Source organism: Alphaproteobacteria bacterium, from assembly GCA_040218575.1.
In the GTDB taxonomy this organism is placed as follows: domain Bacteria; phylum Pseudomonadota; class Alphaproteobacteria; order JAVJRE01; family JAVJRE01; genus JAVJRE01.
Map to the genome: position 1 here is coordinate 268833 of JAVJRE010000003.1, position 22350 is coordinate 291182.

At 65.1% G+C, this 22350-nt stretch carries 22 protein-coding genes and 1 tRNA gene; 13 read left to right on the forward strand and 10 right to left on the reverse strand.

All coding sequences use genetic code 11. From position 1 onward, the window contains the following. Positions 1-31 precede the first annotated feature (31 nt). The 4 genes from RIE31_04995 (at position 32) to RIE31_05010 (ending at position 4123) form a co-directional block, all read left to right on the forward strand. On the forward strand, positions 32-961 hold the full coding sequence (locus tag RIE31_04995) for a glyoxylate/hydroxypyruvate reductase A (GenBank protein MEQ8639953.1): 930 nt from the start codon (positions 32-34) through the stop codon (positions 959-961). Positions 962-1063: 102 nt separating this feature from the next. Next, the gene (locus tag RIE31_05000; protein ID MEQ8639954.1) at positions 1064-2005 is read left to right on the forward strand and encodes an N-carbamoyl-D-amino-acid hydrolase; all 942 of its coding nucleotides are present in this window, start codon (positions 1064-1066) and stop codon (positions 2003-2005) included. Positions 2006-2039: 34 nt separating this feature from the next. Then, complete coding sequence (locus tag RIE31_05005; protein ID MEQ8639955.1) at positions 2040-2750, forward strand: aspartate/glutamate racemase family protein; 711 nt, start codon at positions 2040-2042, stop codon at positions 2748-2750. After that, positions 2747-4123 (forward strand): amidohydrolase family protein, encoded by a 1377-nt coding sequence (locus RIE31_05010; GenBank protein MEQ8639956.1) that lies wholly within the window; start codon positions 2747-2749, stop codon positions 4121-4123. The genes RIE31_05005 and RIE31_05010 overlap by 4 nt, the downstream gene beginning before the upstream one ends. Positions 4124-4131: 8 nt before the next feature. On the opposite strand, the gene RIE31_05015 is transcribed toward RIE31_05010, so the two are convergent. From RIE31_05015 to RIE31_05025, 3 genes are all read right to left on the reverse strand, one after another. Further along, positions 4132-4806 carry an XRE family transcriptional regulator gene (locus tag RIE31_05015; GenBank protein MEQ8639957.1) on the reverse strand — a complete coding sequence of 225 codons (675 nt, stop codon included), beginning with the start codon at positions 4804-4806 and terminating at the stop codon, positions 4132-4134. Between the two features lie 134 nt (positions 4807-4940). Beyond that, positions 4941-6281, reverse strand: coding sequence for an MATE family efflux transporter (locus RIE31_05020; GenBank protein MEQ8639958.1), 1341 nt, complete (start codon positions 6279-6281; stop codon positions 4941-4943). A gap of 35 nt (positions 6282-6316) precedes the next feature. After that, a complete protein-coding gene (locus RIE31_05025) occupies positions 6317-8107 on the reverse strand; it encodes a gamma-glutamyltransferase family protein (protein ID MEQ8639959.1) in 1791 nt (596 codons plus the stop codon). Positions 8108-8299: 192 nt separating this feature from the next. Between RIE31_05025 and dgcN the strand changes: the two genes are divergently transcribed. Next, positions 8300-9313 carry an N-acetyltransferase DgcN gene (gene dgcN, locus RIE31_05030; GenBank protein MEQ8639960.1) on the forward strand — a complete coding sequence of 338 codons (1014 nt, stop codon included), beginning with the start codon at positions 8300-8302 and terminating at the stop codon, positions 9311-9313. A gap of 10 nt (positions 9314-9323) precedes the next feature. Continuing rightward, the gene (locus tag RIE31_05035) at positions 9324-10307 is read left to right on the forward strand and encodes a dipeptide epimerase (GenBank protein ID MEQ8639961.1); all 984 of its coding nucleotides are present in this window, start codon (positions 9324-9326) and stop codon (positions 10305-10307) included. Positions 10308-10321: 14 nt separating this feature from the next. Here RIE31_05035 and RIE31_05040 read toward each other — a convergent pair whose 3' ends face one another. The 3 genes from RIE31_05040 to RIE31_05050 all read right to left on the reverse strand — a co-directional run bounded on the left by RIE31_05040 (position 10322) and on the right by RIE31_05050 (position 12544). Continuing rightward, positions 10322-10990, reverse strand: coding sequence for a lytic transglycosylase domain-containing protein (locus RIE31_05040; GenBank protein ID MEQ8639962.1), 669 nt, complete (start codon positions 10988-10990; stop codon positions 10322-10324). A 78-nt stretch (positions 10991-11068) separates the two neighbouring features. Beyond that, entirely contained in the window at positions 11069-11611 is a 543-nt protein-coding gene (locus tag RIE31_05045) for an N-acetyltransferase family protein (protein MEQ8639963.1), read from the reverse strand. Positions 11612-11614: 3 nt separating this feature from the next. Next, complete coding sequence (locus tag RIE31_05050) at positions 11615-12544, reverse strand: N-formylglutamate amidohydrolase (GenBank protein MEQ8639964.1); 930 nt, start codon at positions 12542-12544, stop codon at positions 11615-11617. 276 nt (positions 12545-12820) lie between these two features. Here RIE31_05050 and RIE31_05055 point away from each other — a divergent pair, with 276 nt between their 5' ends. Further along, positions 12821-13180, forward strand: a complete 360-nt coding sequence (locus RIE31_05055) for a response regulator (protein ID MEQ8639965.1) — start codon at positions 12821-12823, stop codon at positions 13178-13180. Positions 13181-13312: 132 nt separating this feature from the next. Then, positions 13313-13387: transfer RNA gene (locus RIE31_05060), tRNA-Val, on the forward strand. Between the two features lie 47 nt (positions 13388-13434). Here the strand turns inward: RIE31_05060 and RIE31_05065 are convergent. Both RIE31_05065 and RIE31_05070 read right to left on the reverse strand, forming a co-directional pair. Then, a complete protein-coding gene (locus RIE31_05065; protein MEQ8639966.1) occupies positions 13435-14064 on the reverse strand; it encodes a Crp/Fnr family transcriptional regulator in 630 nt (209 codons plus the stop codon). A 957-nt stretch (positions 14065-15021) separates the two neighbouring features. Continuing rightward, complete coding sequence (locus RIE31_05070; GenBank protein ID MEQ8639967.1) at positions 15022-15726, reverse strand: S24 family peptidase; 705 nt, start codon at positions 15724-15726, stop codon at positions 15022-15024. 315 nt (positions 15727-16041) lie between these two features. On the opposite strand from RIE31_05070, the gene RIE31_05075 reads away from it, so the two are divergent. Both RIE31_05075 and RIE31_05080 read left to right on the forward strand, forming a co-directional pair. Continuing rightward, the gene (locus RIE31_05075; protein MEQ8639968.1) at positions 16042-16620 is read left to right on the forward strand and encodes a hypothetical protein; all 579 of its coding nucleotides are present in this window, start codon (positions 16042-16044) and stop codon (positions 16618-16620) included. 257 nt (positions 16621-16877) lie between these two features. After that, the gene (locus tag RIE31_05080) at positions 16878-17618 is read left to right on the forward strand and encodes a hypothetical protein (GenBank protein ID MEQ8639969.1); all 741 of its coding nucleotides are present in this window, start codon (positions 16878-16880) and stop codon (positions 17616-17618) included. Positions 17619-17625: 7 nt separating this feature from the next. Here RIE31_05080 and RIE31_05085 read toward each other — a convergent pair whose 3' ends face one another. Beyond that, the gene (locus RIE31_05085) at positions 17626-19671 is read right to left on the reverse strand and encodes an SLC13 family permease (GenBank protein MEQ8639970.1); all 2046 of its coding nucleotides are present in this window, start codon (positions 19669-19671) and stop codon (positions 17626-17628) included. A gap of 116 nt (positions 19672-19787) precedes the next feature. Between RIE31_05085 and RIE31_05090 the strand changes: the two genes are divergently transcribed. Beyond that, positions 19788-20051 (forward strand): histidine kinase, encoded by a 264-nt coding sequence (locus RIE31_05090; protein MEQ8639971.1) that lies wholly within the window; start codon positions 19788-19790, stop codon positions 20049-20051. A gap of 58 nt (positions 20052-20109) precedes the next feature. Here RIE31_05090 and RIE31_05095 read toward each other — a convergent pair whose 3' ends face one another. Beyond that, entirely contained in the window at positions 20110-20559 is a 450-nt protein-coding gene (locus RIE31_05095) for a hypothetical protein (protein MEQ8639972.1), read from the reverse strand. Positions 20560-20863: 304 nt separating this feature from the next. On the opposite strand from RIE31_05095, the gene RIE31_05100 reads away from it, so the two are divergent. Together RIE31_05100 and RIE31_05105 are read left to right on the forward strand one after the other, a co-directional pair. Further along, positions 20864-21745 (forward strand): phage capsid protein, encoded by an 882-nt coding sequence (locus RIE31_05100; protein ID MEQ8639973.1) that lies wholly within the window; start codon positions 20864-20866, stop codon positions 21743-21745. Between the two features lie 89 nt (positions 21746-21834). Further along, positions 21835-22299 carry a hypothetical protein gene (locus tag RIE31_05105; protein ID MEQ8639974.1) on the forward strand — a complete coding sequence of 155 codons (465 nt, stop codon included), beginning with the start codon at positions 21835-21837 and terminating at the stop codon, positions 22297-22299. The last annotated feature ends 51 nt before the right edge of the window (positions 22300-22350 follow it).

Sequence of the window (22350 nt, forward strand, 5' to 3'; positions counted from 1 at the left end):
AAGGCCGTGTCATCACAACCAGAGCCTAAGCATGAGCATTCTGTTTCATACTGACTGGCCCAATCGCGACCAGTGGCTCGACGGCCTGCGCCGGGCCATGCCCGACGCCCGTATCCGGGTCTGGCCGGACATCGGCGACCCATCGGACATTACCTTTGCGGTCGTCTGGAATCCGCCATCCGGGTTCTTTGCCGATCTGGATAGACTGGCGGGTGTTTGTGTCATGGGTGCCGGCACGGATGCCATTCTGGCCAAGGGCGAGATTCCTGAATCGGTGCCCGTCGCGCGCGTCGTCGATCCGGTGATGTCCAACCGGATGGCGGAATATGTGCTGGCGGCGACGCTTCGCTTTCAGCGGCGGTTCGATGACTACGCCCTTCAGCAGTCACGCCAGGAGTGGCAGCGGCTGCCCCAGAAAGATGCCGGCAGCTTTCACGTAGCGGTTCTGGGCCTTGGCCAGATCGGCCGGCTGGTGGCCGGACGGCTGGCCGCCAATGGCTTTAAGGTCGGGGGGTGGTCGCGCACCGCCCGCGAGATAGAGGGTATCGAGTGTCATACCGGGTCGGACGGGCTGGCGCGCCTCGTCTCGTGGTGCGATCTGCTGGTGAACCTTCTGCCCCTGACAACACAAACCCGCGGCCTGTTGGACCGGGATGTCTTCTGGGCCATGCCGGTTGGCGGCGGCATCGTCAATTGCGCGCGCGGCGCCCATGTGGTGACGGCGGACCTTCTCCAGGCGCTGGACACGGGGCAGCTGTCCTTCGCCATGCTGGATGTGTTCGAAACCGAGCCGCCGGCCGCAGACGATCCCGTATGGAGCCACCCGCGGGTGCACATGACTCCTCACGTTTCCAGCATCACCAATATTGAGACCGCTCTGCCACAGATTGTCGCGGCCTATGATGCGACGCGGGCCGGCCGGCCCATGGCCAACCGTGTGAACCGCAAGCAGGGCTATTGACCGGGCGCTGTCTTGGCAGTCGCCGGCTGGCTTCCTATCATGGGCGATGCGGGCCGGCACCAGCCGGACGTATCTCCTGGACAGAGCTCTGACGAGGACGGCATGGCGCGGATAATGACAGTGGGCGCAGCCCAGATGGGGCCCATTCAGCGCAGCGAGACGCGCGAAGAGGTGGTCGGCCGTATCTGCCGCCTGCTGGAAAGCGCGCACCGTCATGGATGCAACCTGGTGGTCCTGCCGGAACTGGCCCTGACCACCTTTTTCCCTCGCTGGTACATGGAAGACCAGGCGGAAGTGGACACCTGGTTCGAACACCAGATGCCCGGCCCGGCCACGCAGCCCATATTCGATACGGCCAGGAAATATGGCATCGGCTTCTATCTCGGCTATGCCGAGCTGACGGAAGAGGCCGGTCAGGTGCACCGCTACAACACATCTATTCTGGTGGACCATGGCGGCCAGATCGTCGGCAAGTATCGCAAGGTCCATCTGCCGGGCCATGCGGAGTTTGACCCGGACCGCTTCTGGCAGCACCTGGAGAAACGCTATTTCGAAGTGGGTGATCTGGGCTTTCCGGTATGGCGCACCATGGGCGGCATCATGGGCATGGCCATCTGCAACGACCGTCGCTGGCCGGAGACATTCCGGGTGATGGGCCTGCAGGGCGTCGAGATGGTCATGCTTGGCTACAACACGCCGATCGGCAACTCTCAATCGAAAGAGGAAGCTCCCCATACCCGCATGTTCCACAACCATCTGACGATGCAGGCGGGCGCCTATCAGAACAGCACATGGGTGGTTGGCGTCGCCAAGGCCGGGGTGGAAGATGACCACCCGCTGATGGGTGGCACCGTCATTGTCGCGCCGAGTGGCGAGATCGTCGCCCAGGCGCGGACCATGGATGACGAGCTTATCGTCGCCGACTGTGATCTGGATGCGGCTAATTTCGGCAAACGCACTATTTTCAATTTTGCCGCCCACCGCCGACCTGAGCATTATCGTATCATTACGGACCAGGTCGGCGCGGTTGCGCCACCGGAGTGAGGCCTGTCACTTTGTCCCTACCGGAGTTGCATTCATGAGCGAGCAGCGAATCATCGTCATCAATCCCAACTCCAGCGAAACGGTCACATCCGGGATTTCGGCAGCACTTGATGGCTTGCGCCTGTCCGGCGGGCCGGAGATTGAGTGTTTGACACTGGCCGACGGACCACCGGGTATTGAAACCCAGCGCCATGTGGACGGCGTTGTTGATCCGCTGTGCCGATTGATCGCCGCCAACGACAATCGCGCTGCGGCGTTCGTGGTCGCCTGTTTTTCCGATCCTGGTTTGTATTCAGCCCGCGAGGCGACAGCCAAACCCGTCTTTGGTATTGCCGAATCGGGCATCTTCGCCGCGCTGACCCGGGGTGATCGCTTCGGCATCATTTCGATTCTGTCGCGGAGCATTCCACGGCATTTGCGCTATGTCCGTTCGCTCGGGGTCATAGACCGGCTGGCCGCCGATCAGGCCATAGATATCGGCGTCGCCGGTCTGGCGGATGAGGAAAAAACCCTGGGCCGCATGACTGACGTGGGGCGCGATCTGCGTGATCGTCATGGCGCCGGGGTTCTGGTCATGGGCTGCGCCGGCATGGCGCGTTTCCGTCAGCCGCTGGAATCGGCCCTCGGTATTCCGGTTATCGAACCGACGCAGGCGGCGGCCACTCTGGCGCTGGGCGCCGTGTGCCTTGACCAGGCGGTGGCCCAGGCACATCTTCCGGGGGCAGCCAGAGGGAGTTTGACATGAGCGCCGACCTGATTATTCACGGCCATATCGTCCTGCCGGACCGGGTTCTGGAGGACGGCTGGGTCACGGTCCGTGACGGACGCATCGCCGCCATCGGTGCGGGTGACGCACCGGCCGCCAGGGAAAGCCGTGATGCGCGCGGCTCTTATGTTCTGCCGGGCATCGTCGACGGCCAGACTCATTCCGGTAGCAAGGATGGCTATGCCGGTATCGAGATCATCACCCGTTCGGCGGCGGCCGGCGGGGTGACCACCATTGTCGACATGCCCTATGACAATCCCGATCCGCTGGCCAGCCTGGCCGTTCTGAAGAAGAAGGCGGCAGTGGCCGACAAGACCGCCCACATCGACGTGGCCTTCTACGGCACATGCCGCAAGGGCGAAGGTGCGGCCAGGGTCGGCGAGCAGATCGAGGCCGGTGTCGCCGCCTTCAAGTTTTCCAGTTTTGAAACCCATCCCGAGCGCTTCCCTCGCATCCCCAACGATCAGTTGCTGGAGATTCTGGATGAGCTGGCGCGGTCGGGTATACCGGCCGGTCTGCACAACGAAGACCAGGAGATCGTTGCGGCGGCGACCAAACGGTTCAAGAATGCGGGCCAGACCGGGGCTGAAGTCTATGAGCCGTCGCGGCCGGCGGCGGCCGAGATGCTGGCGACCGCCAACTTCATGGAGCTAGGCGCGGCGACCGGCGCACATGTGCACATTGTCCACTTTTCGCTGGCTGAAGGATACGAGCTGGTCGAGGCCTATCGCGACATGGGAACCCGTGCCACGGCGGAAATCTGCTTCCACTATCTCAAATTCACCAACGAAGACATGGTGCGCGAGGGTGCGCGTCTGAAGGTCGGGCCGCCGATCCGTCCGGCACCTGAAAACGAAATGCTGTGGGAGCAGGTGCTGGATGGCAAGGTGGCGTTCGTTACCTCCGACCATGTGGGCTGGACAGCCGAACGCAAGAGCGGGCCAGACATCTTTGCCTGCGGTGCCGGCGTACCGGGTGTAGAGACCCTGATGCCCGGCTTTTTGACCATGGCAGTGGACGAGCGTGGCATGGAGTTGACCGAGGCGGTGCGGCTACTGTCCCTGGCGCCGGCCCGATTCTTTGGCTTGTATCCGCGCAAGGGCGCCATCGAGATTGGCGCCGACGGGGATTTCGCCATTGTCGAACGGACGAACTGGACGTTTGATGAAGCCGGGCTGCATGACGAAGGCAAATGGAGCCCGTTCCACGGCATGGCCCTGGGTTGGAAGCCGGCCGCCACATATTTACGTGGCGAGCTGATCTTTGACGGCAAGGATGTCATCGGCAAGCCGGGTGCGGGTGGCTATCTGCCGCGGGTGACTCCGGCCGAGCCGGACTCGGTATTTCTGTAGGCGGCCAACTAGGCCGCAGGGTCCACTTTGCTGCTATAGGCGTTGACACTGAGGAAGCGGAACGGCGCCTCCAGAACCTGATCCGGCCCATGCGGCGCGGAGGCATCGAAGAACAGAGAATCGCCGACACCCAGATCATAGGTGTCATCGCCGTGCCGCCAGCGGGCGCTTCCGCTCAGCACATAGACCAGCTCCACACCGTCGTGCTGCGAATCAGGCCGGCTCTGCGACTGTTCCGTGCTTTCGATAACATGGGCCTCGATGGCCGGAGTCTGGCTGCTGCGGCTGGTCAGGCTCTGATAGCGGTAGCCAAAGCGGCTGGCCCGGCGTTCCACTTCATCGCCACCGCGATGTGGCACATAGCTCGCTTTCGTCTGGTTGTCATAGCCAGCGAACAGCGTGGACAGCGGAACGGCCAGCGCGCGCGACAGGCTTTGCAGAGTGGTCAGTGATGCAGACGTGGCGCCATTCTCGATCTTTGACAGCATGCCGGCCGACAGCCCGGCAACACGCCCGACCTCGGTCACGGTCATGCCCAGCTCGCGTCGCCGCTGTCGTACCGTATGGCCAATGGACTGGGTCAGGCGCTGGGATTCTGGATCATCGCGGCCACTCCGGCCAGCGGGCGCGGCGTCGTTGGATAGATTGGCGCGTGATCGCGGATTTCCTGAATCGGGAGCCATTCAACTGTCTATGTTGTGTGATGTCACGGAACCGCCCTGTTGGGCCGCCACGTCATACGGGAGTCGCTGGCCTCGTGCAAGACGCACCGTAGCGACGCAGTGTGGCGACATTGCGGGGGATGACGGCAGCAAGGCTATGCCGCCGGCGGGTTCGCTGCATGCTCCACGCGCGGGTAGTACAGGCCCAGCGTTAAGGCCCTGACAACCATAAAAATACTGTAGGCGAGCCACAGACCGTGGTTCCCCATCAGCGGTATCAGAAGCCACACTAATCCGGCAAAAACCGCCGTGGAGAAGACCATGGCGTTGCGCATCTCGGCGGTCCGGGTGGCGCCGATGAAGATTCCGTCCAGTTGAAAACTCCAAACGGAAAGAATGGGCAAGGCAACGGCCCAGGGCAGATAGCGGAGCGCTTCCTTTCGCACGTCCGGCAGGTCCGTCAGCAGGTCGAGCAGCGCCGATCCCGCCACCAGAAACACAACGGAAAAGGCCAGGGCCACCACAACCGCCCAGTGCGTAGAGGCGCGCACGACCCGGCGCAGGCCCGCCCTGTCGCGTGCGCCCAGGCGGTCACCGATCAGGGCTTCTGCCGCATGAGCGAAGCCATCAAGGCCGAAAGCAACAATGCTTTGTAGCAGAAAGATAAGAGCGTTGGCGGCAAGGACGTTGTCACCGAACTCTGCGCTGCGGCCGATAAAGTATGCGGATACGCTGACCAGCAGCAGAGTGCGGATGAGGATGTCACTGTTCATGCGGGCCAGGGCGACGAACCGTCGCAGATCGCTGAGCTGGCGCATGATCCAGCGTCCCCCGGTGGCATGGAGGACGCGGGCGACCAGAGCGAGACCGATAGCCAGCCCCACATATTCCGCCATGACAGTACCCAGCGCCACGCCTTGAACCTGCATGTCAAAGCCGATGACCAGGATGACACTGAGGGCAACGTTCAGGCCGTTGATTGCCACCTGTACCACCAGCGCCGCAATCGGCCGCTGCAAGCCGAGCAACAGACCCAGGATGACGTAGTTGGACAAGGTGGCGGGCGCCCCCCAGATGCGAATGGCATAGTAGAGGCTGGCGCGGCTCTCCACGTCGGCGCTTGCCTGTAGCAGGCGAAAGGCCAGCAGACGCATGGGCTCTTGCAGAGCAAGGACGATGAGAGCCAGGCCCCATGCCAGCAGCATGGCGCGGCCGAAGGTGGCGCGCACCTCGTTGCTGTCGCGTGCCCCCCAGGCCTGCGCCGCCAGGCCGGTGGTGCCCATGCGGAGAAAGCCGAACCCCCAGTAGAGATAGTTGAAAATCACCGCCGCCACCGCAACGGCCCCAAGAAACGATGGATCCGGCAGGTGGCCCATGAGCCCGGCGTCCACCGCGCTCAGCATGGGCACCGACAGGTTGGCCAGGATGACCGGCCATGACAGCCGCCACACCCGGCGGTGCCAGCGACCGTCGGCGGCGGCGGTTTGTTTGCTCACCAAGGCCTCAGGGCCTGGCAGCGGCCACAGAAGGACTAGCGGCCGACGGCATAGGACTGACCGTAGCGTGGCGTAGAGCCGGCTCGCAGCACCGCCCCGTCCCGGCGCACGGCGTTGAGCCGGCCAAGATCCCATGGCCCGACCTGCTCCAGGCGGTGGCCACGCCTGACCAACTCGGTCACGGTGGCGGCAGGCAGCCGGGATTCGGCCAGCAGGACGCCCGGTCGCCCCTGACGCGGATAGAAGGACGAGGGCGCGTGCTCGCTGGTCACCATCGGCGCTTCGATCGACGCCTGAAGGTCGAACCCGTGGTGGATGTGACGCAGGAACAAAGCCAGCGCCCACTGGTCCTGCTGATCGCCACCGGGGCTGCCGAAGGCCAGCCCGGAATCGCCTGTGATGGCCAGCCCGGGGGATAGAGTGGTGCGCGGTCGCCGGCCTGGCGCCAGGGCCGAGGGATGGGCCGCATCCAGATGGAACATCTGCATCCGCGTACCCAGGCAAAAGCCGAGGGCCGGTATTGCCGGGCTGCTTTGCAGCCAGCCGCCGCTGGGCATGGCCGACACCATGTTGCCGGCGCTGTCGATCACGTCCAGGTGCACGGTGTCGCCTGGTTGCTCAGTCGGATGGCGCGGCGTGGCGAGACGGTGGCGGGCCGGCTCACCGACCCCGGCGGCGCCGGTCATGTGGCCGGCGTTGGCAAGGGTCACCAGGTGCGGTGTGCGGCCATCGGGTGTGCCAGGCCGCAGATCGAGAGAAGCCCTGTCGCCGATCAGGCCGCGGCGGCTTTGATTATAGGCTTTGCTCAGCAGCGTGGCCAAAGGCACATCCACATACGCGGGATCGCCATACCAGGCTTCGCGGTCGGCGAAGGCCAGTTTGCCGGCCTCTACCATCAGGTGAATGAAGTCCGGCCCCACCGGGTCGAGGCGGGCCAGATCATCGTCCTGCAGCAAGGCCAGTTGTTGCAGGAATACGGGCCCCTGGCTCCAGGGACCGAGCTTGCTGACCTGCCAGCCGGTATAGTCATAGGTGGCCGGCGACTCCCATGACGGCCGCCAGGCCGCCATGTCTTCGCCGGTCAGCCAGGCCCTATGTGCGCGGCCGGTCGAGTCGATGGCCGTCGTGCTCTGGCAGAAGCGGTCAATCTCTTCAGCGATGAAGCCCTGCCGGACGGTCCTGATGGCCCGGTCGAGCACCGGCTCACGGCCGCCACCGCCGGCTTCCGCCTCTTTCAGCAGGCGCCGAAACGTCGCCGCCAGAGTCGGGTTTTGCCACAGGGTGCCGGCCTGAAGCGGCTTCCCGTGGTCAAGATAGAGCGCCGCCGTAGCCGGCCAGTTGTCGACAATGAAGCCGGCGACAGACTCGGTGACGGCCTGCAGCATGGGAACCACCCCATAACCGCGTTCGGCCAGCGCGATGGCCGGAGACAGGATAGTGGTCAGGGGGAGTGTGCCGTGATCGCGCATCAGGGTCAGCCAGCTTGCCAGAGCCGCCGGCACACAGGCGGCAAGCAGGCCGGTTCCGGGGACCTGGTCGAGACCAAGATCGCTGAACCGGCTGATGTTGGCCGCTGCTGGCGCCACGCCCTGGCCTGACAGCGCGCGCACCGTGCGTCCCGCGGCATCGTACAATAGCAGGGGCGCCTCGCCGCCGGGCCCGTTCTGGTGCGGTTCCACCACCTGCAGGGCGAGTCCGGTCGCCGCTGCGGCATCGAAAGCGTTTCCGCCTTGTTCCAGCATGGCCATGCCGGCGGCCGATGCCTGCCAGTGGGTCGAGGCGACCATCCCGAAAGTGCCGATGAGTTCCGGCCGTGTGGTTGTCATGACAATGTCCTGTGGTGCCGCTGTCCGCCATGCCGCGACCGGGTCGCCGCAGTCCGTACCATGAGCCATTGTCGCGTCGGCCGCCCGAATCTCACAAGGGGCCAGGCGGATGTTGTTGCCGCTTGGGGCCAATATGGGCATGCCGCTATACTTGGCCCGTTGTACGTGACGCGGATTTTCTGGAGACCCGCTGTGGACATCAAGGCCCCCTATTTGCTGTTTCTCGGTGACGCACCGGATGCCCTGTCAGCCAAGACAGCAGCGGGTATTGCATATTGGCGACCGGAAATCTGTGTCGGCCAACTACGCCTGGCCGACTGTCAGACCACTGTTGGCCTCAAAGACATTACGCTGGAAGAGGCCAAGGAGGCGGGCGTCCGCACCATGGTCATCGGCGTTGCCAATCGCGGCGGCGTTATCCCGAAGTCATGGGTTCCGACCATGCTGAAGGCGATGGACCTTGGCTTTGATCTGGCCAGCGGACTGCATACGCGCCTTTCATCCATTGCCGAAGTCGCCGCCAAGGCCCGGGATAAGGGCCGGGCATTGCATGATGCCCGTCATCCCACCCGTGAGTTCGAGGTCGGCACCGGCGAACGTCGCAGCGGGCGGCGGCTCCTGACGGTCGGGACCGATTGCTCCATCGGCAAGATGTATGCCTCTCTCGCCATCGCCAATGGGCTGCGCCAGGCCGGTGCCAACATCGACTTCCGCGCCACTGGCCAGACCGGCATTCTGATCGACGGCCGCGGCGTCAGCGTCGACGCCGTTGTGTCGGACTTCATTTCCGGCGCGGTGGAGTGGCTGGCGCCAGCGAACGATGCAAAACACTGGGATGTCATCGAAGGCCAGGGGTCGCTGTTTCATCCGTCCTACGCCGGTGTCAGCCTGGGCTTGCTGCATGGCGCGCAGCCCGACGCGCTGATCCTGTGTCACGAACCGACGCGGCCGCACATGCGCGGTCTGCCGGGACGCAAGATGCCGGATCTGCGGGCGTGCCTCGATCTCAATGTGCAACTGGCGCGCCTGACCAGCCCGACGCCGGTTCTGGCGGGCATCTGCGTCAATACCTCGCACATGCACCAGCCGGAAGGGGCGGACTATTGCCGGCGCCTGGCCGAGGAGTTCGGCGTGCCGGCCGTGGACCCGGTGCGCGACTCCGTGGCACCGCTGATTGATCATCTGCAGAAGGCCGTGGCGGCCTGAGTCGCGGCCTGTGCTATCCCTGACCATCCGCGTCGAGACCTTCCCGCTGCGCGGCACCTTTACCATTTCGCGCGGCAGCCGGACGGAAATAACCGTTGTTTCCGTTGCCCTTACGGATGAACAAGGCGCCACCGGGCAGGGCGAATGCTGCCCCTATGCCCGCTATGGCCAGACGGTGGACAGTGTTGTGGCGGAGCTGGAGGCGGCGAAGCCCTTGCTGGCGGACGGCCTGACCCGCGATGGGCTGCAGACGGCGCTGTCCGCCAACGCCGCGCGCAATGCCCTCGATTGCGCCTTCTGGGACCTGGCGGCGAAACAGTCCGGCGAGCCGGTCTGGCGGCTGGCCGGCCTGGCGCCGCCGCAGCCGGTAGCCAGCGCCTATACGCTCAGCCTGGACGCGCCGGAGGCGATGGCGGCGGCGGCGCGCGAGAAGGCTGGCTGGCCGCTGCTGAAACTGAAACTGGCCGGACCCGACGATCTGGCCCGCGTCCGCGCGGTGCGTCAGGCGGCGCCACAGGCGCGACTGATCGTTGATGCCAATGAAGGCTGGTCAGTCGATGACTATTTTGCCCTGGAGCCGGAGCTGGCCGACCTCGGCGTCGAGATGGTGGAGCAGCCGCTGCACGCGGACAAGGACGGGCCGCTGGCCGGGCGCCCGCATCGCATTGCGGTGTGTGCGGATGAGGCGTGTCACGACCGGACCAGCCTCGACCATTTGGGCGGTCGTTATGAGATGGTCAATATCAAGCTCGACAAGACGGGTGGGTTGACCGAGGCGCTGGCTTTGAGGGAAGAGGCGCGCCGTCGTGGTTTTCGCGTCATGGTGGGCTGCATGATGGCGACATCGCTGGCCATGGCGCCGGCCCATCTGGTCGCGCAGGGCGCCGACATCGCGGACTTGGACGCGCCCCTGTGGTTGCGTCGCGACCGCACCCCGCCACTGGCATTCCACGGCGCCACCGCCGCGCCGCCCGATCCCGGGCTATGGGGGTGAACGCGACAGCCGGATCAATCTTCCGCCAGGGCTGCCAGACGGGCCTGGCGCCGCAGTTCCGCGGCGCGACGCTGTTCCAACGGCCAGGCCCGCAGGACCTTTTGTCGGTAGGCCCGGTGAAAGCTGCGGGTTGAGGAGTGATAATTGCCAACGGCCTGGGCCCAGCCCCGGGTGGCCGCATACTGGCGCGCCAGATAGTCAGCGCCGTAGGCGACATTGGCGGCAGGAGAGAAGGCCTCTTCCAGGGTGGCAAAGGCGTGTGGATGGGCTGCCAGATTGATCTGCATGCAGCCGACATCAATGTTGCGCACACCCTCGGCCTGCAGCGTCCGGACCCAGGCTATGGCTTCGTCCCGGGAGTCAAAGAAGCGTCCGTTGCGGCCGACCGAGGCCGCCGTCACCGTCCATGGCCATGGCCGGACGGGCTGGCCACTGGCCTGCCATCGCCCCGATTCGACAACGCCTATGGCGCTCAACAGTTGAGACGGTATGCCCCGGGTCCGTTCTGCCTCAGTGATGAAATGGTCACAAATGGCCGGATCGGCCGCCGGTGGCGCCCCGGACCCGCTGGCCTTGGCGAGGGAGCCGGACGGTCCTGGCGCCAGGATGGCGGCCGCCAGCAGCAAGACGGGCACCAGCAGAGTGAAGCGGGTATAGCGATGGCGGTGCATGGGCGGGACCATGCAGGAATCATGCCAGGCAGTCCGCTACCGGGATGGGCGTCGGTCCGGTTCTGTACTCAGGCCTTTCGGCCGCAGGCCTCAGGCGTCTGCCTCAGGGTCCAGGGCGCGCTGCATGATGATGGTATCAACCCAGCGGCCATGCTTGAAACCGACGGACTGAAGATTGCCCACCATGGTAAAGCCGAGCCGCCGGTGCATGGTGACAGAAGCCTCGTTGGCGCTGTCGCCGATAATGGCCACCATCTGGCGCATACCGCTGCGGGCGCAGGACTGAATGAGGCGGCCGAGCAGGGCCCGGCCGATTCCCTTACCGGCAAACCCCGGCGCCACATAAACGGAATCTTCTACCGTATGGCGATAGGCCGAGCGGGCGCGGTAGGTGCCGGCATAGGCGAAACCGCGAACGGCGCCGTCCTGCCAGGCGACCAGATAGGGCAGGCCCAACGCCAATACAGCGGCGCGGCGGGTGGCGATTTCATCAAGGGTTGGCGGCACTTCTTCCAGTGAGGCGACGCCATTGAGGACGTGCGCCGCATAAATCGCCTGGACGGCGGCGAGGTCAGCGGGCTCTGCATCACGCACGTCGATGGTCCTCGGGGGCGGGTTCTGGTCATTGTCCATGGTTTACTCCGCCGCCAGGAGCGGTGTGGCAAACCGGCCTGAGGCCAGGCGCGGCGCCAGGGCGGCAACGGCGTGCATCAGACCGGTCATGTCGGCCGTCAGGGTGGCCAGCGCCGGCCGTGGCCGCAGAGTTGCCTCATCCATGTAGAGCGCGCGATTGATCTCTATCTGCAGGGCATGAACACCGGTTGCCGGCTGGCCGTGCCGGGCCGTGATATGGCCGCCGGCATAGGGTTGATTGTGTGCCACCCGATAGCCGCGGTTTTCGAAATAGTCCCCGACCAGGGCGGCCAGCGCCGGGTCGCAACTGCGGCCGTAGCGGGTGCCCAGGACGATGTCGGCGCCGGATCCTGTGGGCGGCCACAAGCCAGCCTGCCGTGATCTGCCGCCGCGCAGGGCGCCGGTGCCCGGACGTGTCCGCCCGCCGGCGGCTGCCGCGCGGCGCTGCGATGGCATGGAATGGCAATCCAGGACGACGCACTGGCCGAAACTGTCGCGCGTGCGATGAATCAGACGGCCAAGCGCGCGATGATAGGGATAGTAGTAGCTGGTTATGCGATCCATGATCTCGGCAAGTCCGAGCTTTCTTTTGTAGATTTCCATGCCATCGCCGGCACACCGGGCAATAGTCCCCAACCCGGCGGCAACCCGTGCCGAACGCACATTGACCGAGCCTGGCAGGACGTCCGCGAACATGGCGGGGTCAAGCTCGAAAGGTTCACGGTTCAGGTCAATAAAGGCACGGGCAAGACGTGCCGCCAGCAGGGGAAGTCCAAGCGACGGGGCCGCCGCCACCATGATGTCCACATAGGCGTCTTCTGACCGGCGCAGATCAGCCAGGGAAAGGCGGCTGGCCGCAAGAAAGCACGCCGGGTACAGGCGGCCGCTGTGCGGCGAGGATATGACCAGGGGCGCCGTCTGGACATTCGGCAAACGGAGGTCCGGTGCGGTCAAACCGGGTTCCAGGGGGGCTACAACGGGCTGCATGGTGACTGTTTAGAATACGAGCCGCCCACTGTCATCCGACAGGCCCGGGGCGGCCGGCCCGGTTAGGCTTTGTTAAGGCCCCTGATAGAGAGTCTTGGACGGATGGGGCGTCCCAGGCGAATCGCCGTATGGCCATGGATTTGTGGCGATTACGGGCTATTTGACGGGCGATAGGCGCCCCCGGTACTGAACAGACAGCGGCTGGTAGGAAGGTTGATCTGGATGGCGCGGATTCTGCTGGCCGAGGATGATGACGACATGCGTGGCTTCCTGACGCGCGCCCTGTCCCGCGCCGGTCATGAAGTGCGTCCGTGCGCCGATGGACTCGAAGCTCTCTCTGCGGCCGAACGCAGCGCCTTCGATCTGCTGGTCGCTGATGTGGTCATGCCTGGGATGGACGGCATGGAGCTGGCGCGTCATGCGGTTGGTCATATCCCGGACCTGAAAGTTGTGTTCATCACCGGATTTGCCGCCGTTGCCCTGCGAGCCCGCCGCCTTAACCTGCCAGGCAGCACGGTTCTCTCGAAGCCATTCCACCTGCGCAAGCTGGTGTCACATGTGGAGCGTCTGCTGGCGGCCTGATCCGGCGGAGCGACCTTTGGGCCCGGCCTGCATCCGGACGCCCCCCAGTCGGGCCGGGCTTGCGAGGCAGCGCGGGAAGCATGTAAAGGATTGGTCCCGGTCGGCGCCTGATGGCGGATGAACCGGGCAGACGGGCGCGTAGCTCAGCGGGAGAGCACTACGTTGACATCGTAGGGGTCGCTGGTTCAATCCCAGCCGCGCCCACCACTTCGCCCTAAGACAGTGGCGAGACTTCGTCCAAACACAGTGGCGGACTACACCGCCTGCTTCATGGGTTGTAGTGGGGCGGCTTCGCCGGCCAGTGTACGCAGGGCAGGCAGGTCAAGCAGGGTTACGGTTTTTGTGCCGTCCAGCGTCAGCATGCGGTTTTCCGCAAGCCAGGCGAAAGCGCGGCTTACGGTCTCTGGCGTCAGTCCCAGATAGTCCGCGATATCACTGCGCTTCATAGGCAGGATAATGGCGCTTGTCGGCCCCTGACGCTGGGCCCGATGATGCAGGTGGGTCAGAAATGTCGCCAGCTTTTCACGGGCCGATTTGCGGCCCAGCAAAAGCATGCGGTCCTGCGCGGTGCTGACTTCATCACAGCTCAGTTCCAGAACAGATGTCTGGACGTCCGGATGGGCCTTAAGCAACCGGCGGAACGGCTCGCGGCGAAACGAGCATAACGTGGCTTCGCTGACCGCTTCGGCGGTGACTGGCCATGCTGGCAGAAACAGGGACCAGCCAAGAAAATCACCGGGATAGATGAAGCCGGTGATCTGGCTGCGGCCGTCCAGCATGTCCTTGTGAATCTTGAGAACGCCGGCCACCAGATTGAACACATGGTCGACCGTATCCCCTTCCTGCACCAGGAGTTCACCAGGCCGCACCGTACGCCTCGTCATGATCCCACAAAGCTGAGAGGAGAACGCGGGGTCAGTATGGCCGCAAAAGACGAGGTCCCGCACAGGGCAGGTCTGGCACAGGCGAGAGAGGAGGAGTTCCGGGTCTTGCGCCATCAGGCTCCCTGCGATCGGGGGTGAAGGGCCACGGCAAGCGGCTATGCCCTGTCAGCCCCATCTTGCGGGACGGGCCCTGCCCGGTGCAAGGCGCAGCACAAAAGCGGCCGGCGGCCGCGGCCGGTGTATGGGTGGACGGTCAGAAGCCCATTGCGGCCGGTCAGCGGTCGGCGCGGCATGAGGCGGCGCCCAGGCTCCGGCACTGGCGGGCATGGCGCATGGCAGCGTGGATCGCCACTACGGCGTGCAGATGCCCCGTTGCGCAGCCAGCCAGAGGGCCTCTCCTTTGTCCGGTCGCTGGCGTAGCCGCGCCAGCGTCGGCAGAACACCGGCAGCGCACGGTCGCTGTGTGCGTGCCAGCCGGCGGATTTGCCGCCACAGGTCGCTGGCCTCCGGTTGCCGTAGCGCGCGCTCGCCGGGCCGCATGACGGCCGCAGGTGGCGGCCCGTCATAGAAGAGGGAGAGCCGATACCAGGCCAGAAGGCCGCACTTGGCGGCGGCGGGCGATGGCGGCGTGGGACGGACCGAAGAGTGTGCCGGTGGCATCGGCTTTGCCTGGATATGATTGTTGAGTCGGGGCCGGCCGTCTCTGGCTGGCCCGGGAGACGCCAAGACGGCGCCGATGCGGGGGAGGCATCGGCGCCGCTCGCCGGCGAGGAACCCGCGATCATAGCTCGGGAGGAAGCCGACCGTCGGGTCATCGGATCCTGGCCGCCGCTGGCCCCGCCCGGATGCGCTGTGCAGCGTCCGGGGGCCGGCACGAACGGTCGAGATCCGTAAACCGAATATATACAAAATGGGGTATCTAAACAACCCATAATGAACAGAAACCTGGCGGACCGGTCAGGCGTGTTCTGCCGCGCCAACGATGCGGTGCAAATTACGGACCCGTTGCCGCGTCAAGTGGATCTCCTGCGGCGGGTTGAACTGCTCCAGGACCACATTCCGATCGTCGCCACGGACGAACCGTTTAACCAGGCCTTCGCCGTCGTCCAGCTCAACCACCACATAGCAGCCACGCGCCAGCGGCCGGTTGGGGTTTACGAAGACCATTTCGCCGGGCTCGTAGCGCGGCGCCATGGAATCGCCAACCACATAGACTGCATAGGCGGCGGCAACTCCAATCAGGATACCGGGGCGGCGGATATATTCAAACGGCTGACCGTTGTCGAAGAACATGCCGCCGGAACCGCCCTTGGCCGCGCCCAGCACAGGCAGATCGGCAACATCAGCGAAGCCGCTGTGGGCTGGCGGCTGGCCGGTCAGAAAGGCGCGTTGCGTTTCCATCAGGCCGGTGGCCGGGCCCGGCGCAGGGTGGGGCCGGGCAGGGGCATCATAAACGCCGTCCTGCGGCAGGAAGCCGCCGCCCATGATGTCGGCCGGCGCACAGCCGAGTACCGCCGCCAGACGAATCATCCACTCCTGGGTCAGTCGTCGTTCGCCGCGCTCCAGCTTGACGATCTGCGAGGCGCTGGTGCCCACCTGATCGGCAAGCTGCGCCGCGGTCATACCACCGGACTGTCGGAGTTCCTTAATTCGGTTCTGCATCGTGTGACCATTTCCGTGATGCGCATTGTATTGCACAAAATGGGTAATAGAATATTGTGCTCGAAAGACGATCAAGGTTATCGTTGCCTGGCCGTAAATTCAAGTAAATCCTTACAAACCGGAGGGCTGGTGCCGATGCGTAGTGGACACTTTACGCCAGGAGTTTCCCAATCTGGCAAAAGAAAAACCCAGCAGGGAGAGACCGCCGCCGCGGCTGGCATCGGACAGAATTCGCGGCCGGTGACGACGGTATCTGAGTCGCAGCCAGCGCCGCCAGGTGGGCGTCAAACGGGCTGCCGTCGGCGGCGCAGCGATGTGGTGGAGGACTTGTTTGCCGCCGGCCGCCTGCGCGAGGACCATGTCCGCGCCGCCCAGGAGATCCGGCGGGTATGGGCTCTCCTGGGCCGTGCCTTCTTTCCGGCCACCTCCCGCTGGGGTCATCACACACGGCGCCGGGGACCGGTCTCCGCCGGTGATGTGACCGGGCCGCTGGAGCGTTTTGGTGAGCGAGATGAGCGGGTTTATCGTCTGCGCTACCTGCCATGGGCGCGTGAGCTGAGCCGTCCCGGGTTTGTCGGCCGTGGTCGTCTGACCGGCCTTCAACTGGTCATCGACATGGTGATCGACAATCGCGGCCCGCGACAGACCGAGACCCAGCACGGGTTGCGCCATGGCACCGCTGTGGCGGCGTTGCAGTTGGCGCTGCACCGCTATTCCTGCCTCGCCGGCTGGATCGAGGAGCGGCCGGCGACGGCCGCGCCGGTCGCCGGGCGGGGCACTCCCCGCAGAAGCGCAGGATCGCCGTCGACCATGCCCGGGACGGGCGTGTTTCCATTGGCGGGCAAAAGCGCCATCCGCCAGATCCTGCAACGGGCCGCGCTGCGCAAACGATGATGGCCGCCCGCATGATCGGCGGACCGGCCCTATGGCGGGATATCAGTCCGGCCCGTTCATTCCTCGCTTGACCGGCGGGACGGTTTGTGTCAAATTATACCCACAATGGGGTTTAGTGCGGACGGGCCTCAGCGCCGCCGTCCCGCCACCCCATGTGGGCGCGGTGGCCGGCGGCCTGGACGGCGCGGGTTCCGGACCGATTGACCGCGGCCCAGCCTGTGGCGCGCCGACATTTGCCAAAAGCGGCAGGAGATAGGGTGGAGCGGGCATCAACCACGGGCACCGGTCTGTTGCCCGCCACGCCGGCTCAGGCGACGGGATCGACAGATGCAGGCGGTAGCGCCAGCGGCCATGCCACCCAAAGCGGCGAGCCTTCAGGCGAATCGGCGGGCGAAGCTTCGGGTGAACCAGCGGGTGAACCAGTGGGCGACGGGGGGCTGACGCCGCTCGCATTCATGCTGGCCCTGATGCGCGACCCCGAAGCCTCCCTCGACAATCGCAAGTGGGCGGCGCAGCAGGCCGCCCCCTATCTTCACGCCCGCAAGGGCACGGGCGACGCGCCGGCGGCACCGACCGGACACGAGCAGGCGCTGGAGGACGATGCCGGGGCCAGCCAGGAGCTGTCCCGGCTGTGGGGCGCGCGGACAGAGGCCAACCGTACGCGGGCGCTGGATTATGCGCGCCGTATCGGTGGCGACGACACGGCCGACTGGTTGGCCGACAGCGGTCTTGACCGGCATCCGCGGCTGCTTTCGCTACTGCATGCCGCCGCCCAGGCCAGTAGCGAGGACACGCCTGGCGACATGCGGGCATCATCGGCGCCTGACGGCGGGCGCGACGGCTTTGTTCGCGATGCCGGCTCCGCCCGGCAGGAGATCGCTCGATTGCAGGCGGACCCGACTTTTCGGTCGGCCTATACTGACGCCTTTAATCCGGCCCATGACGACAGCGTGCGGCGGATGGAGCGTTTGTTCCGCGCCGCCTATGGTGCAGCCTAGAAGCCGTCTACCCGCCCCACACCAGGACGATGACCGGCGTGGCGACAATCAGCACGAGGATTTCCAGCGGCAGTCCCATGCGCCAATAGTCACCGAAGCGATAGCCGCCGGGGCCGAGAATCAGAGTGTTGTTCTGATGGCCGATGGGGGTGAGGAACGCACATGACGCACCGACCGCCACGGCCATCAAAAGGGCATCGGGACTGACCTGAAGTCCCGCCGCCAGGGCGATCGCGACCGGCGCCATGATGACCGCTGTCGCTGCATTGTTCATCAGGTCCGACAAGGTCATGGTGACGGCCATGAGGATGAGGATGGCGACGATCAGGCCGGATTGTCCCGACAAACCGCCAAGACCGAGCTGCACGCTGCCGGCCACCAGGTCGGCCAGACCGGTGGTCTGCACCGCCTGACCCACCGGGATCAGCGCGCCGAGCAGGATGATGACCGGCCAGTCAATAGAGGTGTAGAGCTGGCGCAACGGAACGACCCGTAACAGCACGAAGGCCAGCGCCACCGCCCCGAAGCCGACCGCCACCGGAACAAAGCCCATGGCGGCGGCGGCAATGCCGGCTATAAAAATGGCGCTGGCCTGCAATGCGGTTTGCCGGCCGCCCAGTCGCAGCCTTCGTTCGGCCAGCGGCACACAGCCGAGAGCCGAGATGGTATCGAAAACACGTTCGTCGGCGCCCTGCAGCAAAAGAATGTCGCCCGCTGCAATAGGCAGCGATCGCAGGCGCTGGTGAATCGCGCGTCCCCTGCGGCTTACGGCAATCAAATTGACCCCGTACCGTGCGCGCAAATCCACGCCGGCGGCAGAGCGGTGTTCGATCGCCGCCCCCGGCATGACCACGGCCTCGGTCATGATCACATCATCGCTTGACGTCCCCTTGTCAGCGTCGGTCTCGGGGCTGTCCGTGGCGGGGGCGCCAGATGCGGCGATTGGCGCCAGTGGTGAAGCGCCGCCGGCGATACTGGCAGCGGCGGCTATGGCGGCGCTTTCCTTATGGTTGTCGCCGGCGGGGTCGGTCTCAGCGACGGCCTCGGCACCGTTATCTGCGCCTGTGGTGGCGTCAGGGTCTTGGCTGTCTTCGTTTACTGCTTCTTCGGTCGGGGCCTGGTCTGCGTCGGCCTGACCGACCAGCTCCAGCGACCATTCCGACACCAGGTCCGCCAGATCATCGGCGCCCGCCCGCAACACCAGAACATCGCCCGGTGTGATTCGCTCCCATGAGCCGGTATTGAGCACGGTGTGCTTGCCACGGACGATGGAGAGAATCTCCACGTCCTTCTCGCCCAGCAGGGTTTCCACATCAGGCAGCCATTGTCCTGCCACCTTGCTGGCTTCGCTGATGCGGACTTCCGTCAGATAGGGGGCCGTGTCGAACAAGTCCTCCGGGGCTCGTTTGCCGCGCCGTTCGCGCGGCAGCAGCCGCCAGCCGATGAGGGCGACGAAGAGCAGCCCGACCAGCGTAACGGCGGCGCCGACCGGCGAAAAATCGAACATGGCAAACGGCGCGGCCGGCGGCCCGCCGGCGACTGGCGTGAGAGCGGCGCGATAACTGGCGATGATGATGTTGGGCGGCGTTCCGATCAGTGTCGTCATGCCGCCGAGGATGGAGGCAAAGGAGAGCGGCATCAGAACCACCGCCGGCGATACATCGGACCGGGCCGCCGCCTGAATGGCGACCGGCATCAGTATGGCCAGGGCACCGACATTGTTCATGAAGGCGGACAGGACGGCCGCCACAGCGCACAGCACAATGATCAGGACAAGCTGGCCGCCGCGTGTCGGGACCAGGTAGCGTGAGATCAGCCCCACGGCGCCGGAAGCGGACAGACCGCGGCTGGCAATGAAGACCAGGGCAACCGTAATGACGGCGGCGTTGCTGAAACCGGCGAAGGCCAGATCCGGGGCAACGACCCCCGTGGCGACCGCCGCCGCAAGGACCATCATCGCCACGACGTCATGGCGCCAGCGGCCCCAGACGAACAGGGCCAGCGCCGCCAGCAGGATGGCGACAATGGAAATCTGCGGCAGTGTCAGAATCATGGCCGCCGGACACAAGGGAGCAGAGCAGGAACGGCGCGGCGCCGTTCACGATTTGTCAACGGGTTAACCGGCATAGTGATGCGAGAACTGGTTCGTCTTGCCATACAGGTCTCATCATGACCCATTTTCTGGTATCGGATGAAAAGCCCGACGGGCACCGTCTGGAGGACATCCTGACGACGATCCGCCGGGATGTCATTCTGCGAACCAACAAGATCGCCAGCGACGACCGGCCGGAAGCCCGCCACGTTCTGGAAAACAATGTTGAGATACTGCGGCACCTGACCGACGCCATCAAGCTGGCTGAGGATAGCACCCGCCTGCTGAACCGCAATCTTGGTCCGCAGGTCAGCGGCACCCCCCGGATCGGGGTTCTTTAGTCTCGGTCCGGAGTCGCGCCCGGCCGGCGGTTTCCGCCGCTTGACTGCTTAAGGGTGGTCAGAGCCCGAGATCGGACATCAGGCCCTGCATTGCGGCAAACAGGCCGATCATCAGAACCATAAAGACTACCGACGTGGTGGCCAGCGTCAGAAAGCCGCCCATCCCGCCGTCGTGTCGCCGCCAGGTGCCGCCATGGCGCGGTGCATGGCTGTCTGACGCGGCGCTCAGCCCTGCGGTCCCGGGCGTGTGGGGTCCGTTGTCGTCGCCGGCTTGTCTTGCGCGGGAGGTGGCTCCCGCCGGGGCCTTCGGATAGCGGAAGAGGGTGTGGCTGAAAAAACGGCCGGTCTCTTCATTCATGCGCTCGACCACCACCCGTACGCCGGCGTTTCGGCCACGCTCAACCAGGGTGTGCGCCGTGGCCATGGCTTCTGTCTCCGCGGTGCAGGTATCGACGATGCGCCAGCCGTGCGGGCTGCGGATCTGAACTTCATAGACTTGTCGGGGCATGGCGCTGACCCTGGTTTAACGAACGTGATGCGATGTCACCAATGCAAGGTCAATTTGCCTTGAAGCTCAACAAGTATCGTTTCGAAATTGCAGCGTATTCGCGCCGCATTTAGCGAAAATTGAATCAATCCCTCCGCTCGTGATGCGGCGGGCTTGTGTGGCGGACACCCCAGACCGGGTCGCCTGACGCGCGGGAAAGACCGCCAGACGCGCCTCGCCCAGCGGGTGAGGCGCGGGGTCCGGCGCTTCGGCCGGGCAGCCCTCCCCGAACCTTATGTCCGGAACCACTCATTCGGAGGGACACATGTCCGTCGAAATTGATACCGCGTTCGTGCAGCACTACGCACAGAACGTGACTCTTCTGGCGCAGCAGAAAGGCTCCCGCCTGCGCGATGCCGTGCGGGTCGAATCGATCACCGGTCGCAACGGATTTTTCGACCAGATCGGCCAGGTGGCGGCGCGCCGACGCACCACCCGCCACGCGGATACACCGCGCATGGATACGCCGCATGCCCGTCGCCGGGTCAGCCTGGTGGATTATGACTGGGCTGACCTGATCGATCAGGAAGACAAGGTCCGTATGTTGACCGATCCGACCAGCGCCTATGCCCGGGCCGCGGCATGGGCCATGGGTCGGGCGATGGATGATGCTCTGATTGAGGCAGCGGACGGTATCGCTTACTCCGGTCAGGACGGGTCCACCGCCACCAATTTTGACAGCGCCATGGTCATTGACGTTCAGGTCGGCGGCAGCGCCAGCGATGTCGGGCTCAATATCGAAAAGCTGCTGGCGGCCAAGGAAACGCTCGACTCCAACGACGTGGACCCGGACGTGCCACGGTTCATGGCGGTCAACGCCAAGCAGTTGAAGAACCTGTTGGGCGAAACCCAGGTACAGAGCGCCGATTACAATTCGGTCAAGGCTCTGGTGCAGGGCGATATCGATACCTTCCTCGGCTTTCGCTTTATCCGCACGGAGCGCATCGGCATCGATTCCGCCAGTGACCACAAGGTTCTGTACTGGGCGCGCGACGGTCTGCTTCTGGCCCTTGGCCAGGAGCCGCAGGCGCGCATCAGCGAGCGCGACGACAAGAACTACGCCATGCAGGTCTTCTACTCCATGGCGATCGGTGCAAGCCGCATGGAAGAAAGCCAGATTGGCTACATTGCCTGCGATCCGAGCTAGGCAAACCCTGAACCCGCGGCCGGAGTCGCCTCCACGGTGAGGCGGCGCCGGCCGTGGACGCCGTCAATTCCACAACAGGACATACACTCATGACCACCACCAAGAGCGATCAGATGACCCAGGTGGATGCTTCGCCGCCGACGGTCCTCTCCACGACGGATTGGCACGGCCGTCTGCGCCTGGGCTACTTCTCCTATACCCAGGGGGCCAACGGCAGCATCGGCGACGATGTGGAGCTGTTGCGTCTGCCGCCCGGGCGTTGCCGTGTGCTGGGGCACTTGTGCCGTGTGACCGCCAGCGACAAGGCGGCTGGCGCCACTCTGGCGCTGGGTTGGGCGACGCATACGACGGCGGGCACGTCGGTTGCCGCCGACCCTGACGGTCTGGCGGCGGCCAGCGATATCGCCAGTGGCCCGACCACTATTACGCCCCTGGCAGCGCCGTACCGGCAGTTCGACAGCGATGGCGGGGTGACCCTGACAGCGACTTTCGGCGTCGTGGCGCCCCTGGCAGGCGATACCGTCGAAGGCCATGTGGTCTACGTCCAGGACTGATCGCAGGACGGAACCGGTCGGCGTATATGCGCCGGCCGGTCGCCGCCTGTC

What these genes read in the sequence shown, in the direction of transcription:
- RIE31_04995 (MEQ8639953.1), top strand. Translation starts at nt 32, where the DNA reads ATGAGCATTCTGTTTCATACTGACTGGCCCAATCGCGACCAGTGGCTC.
- RIE31_05000 (MEQ8639954.1), top strand. Translation starts at nt 1,064, where the DNA reads ATGGCGCGGATAATGACAGTGGGCGCAGCCCAGATGGGGCCCATTCAG.
- RIE31_05005 (MEQ8639955.1), top strand. Translation starts at nt 2,040, where the DNA reads ATGAGCGAGCAGCGAATCATCGTCATCAATCCCAACTCCAGCGAAACG.
- RIE31_05010 (MEQ8639956.1), top strand. Translation starts at nt 2,747, where the DNA reads ATGAGCGCCGACCTGATTATTCACGGCCATATCGTCCTGCCGGACCGG.
- RIE31_05015 (MEQ8639957.1), bottom strand. Translation starts at nt 4,806, where the DNA reads ATGGCTCCCGATTCAGGAAATCCGCGATCACGCGCCAATCTATCCAAC.
- RIE31_05025 (MEQ8639959.1), bottom strand. Translation starts at nt 8,107, where the DNA reads ATGACAACCACACGGCCGGAACTCATCGGCACTTTCGGGATGGTCGCC.
- RIE31_05040 (MEQ8639962.1), bottom strand. Translation starts at nt 10,990, where the DNA reads ATGGTCCCGCCCATGCACCGCCATCGCTATACCCGCTTCACTCTGCTG.
- RIE31_05045 (MEQ8639963.1), bottom strand. Translation starts at nt 11,611, where the DNA reads ATGGACAATGACCAGAACCCGCCCCCGAGGACCATCGACGTGCGTGAT.
- RIE31_05055 (MEQ8639965.1), top strand. Translation starts at nt 12,821, where the DNA reads ATGGCGCGGATTCTGCTGGCCGAGGATGATGACGACATGCGTGGCTTC.
- RIE31_05065 (MEQ8639966.1), bottom strand. Translation starts at nt 14,064, where the DNA reads ATGACGAGGCGTACGGTGCGGCCTGGTGAACTCCTGGTGCAGGAAGGG.
- RIE31_05070 (MEQ8639967.1), bottom strand. Translation starts at nt 15,726, where the DNA reads ATGCAGAACCGAATTAAGGAACTCCGACAGTCCGGTGGTATGACCGCG.
- RIE31_05085 (MEQ8639970.1), bottom strand. Translation starts at nt 19,671, where the DNA reads ATGATTCTGACACTGCCGCAGATTTCCATTGTCGCCATCCTGCTGGCG.
- RIE31_05090 (MEQ8639971.1), top strand. Translation starts at nt 19,788, where the DNA reads ATGACCCATTTTCTGGTATCGGATGAAAAGCCCGACGGGCACCGTCTG.
- RIE31_05095 (MEQ8639972.1), bottom strand. Translation starts at nt 20,559, where the DNA reads ATGCCCCGACAAGTCTATGAAGTTCAGATCCGCAGCCCGCACGGCTGG.
- RIE31_05100 (MEQ8639973.1), top strand. Translation starts at nt 20,864, where the DNA reads ATGTCCGTCGAAATTGATACCGCGTTCGTGCAGCACTACGCACAGAAC.
- RIE31_05105 (MEQ8639974.1), top strand. Translation starts at nt 21,835, where the DNA reads ATGACCACCACCAAGAGCGATCAGATGACCCAGGTGGATGCTTCGCCG.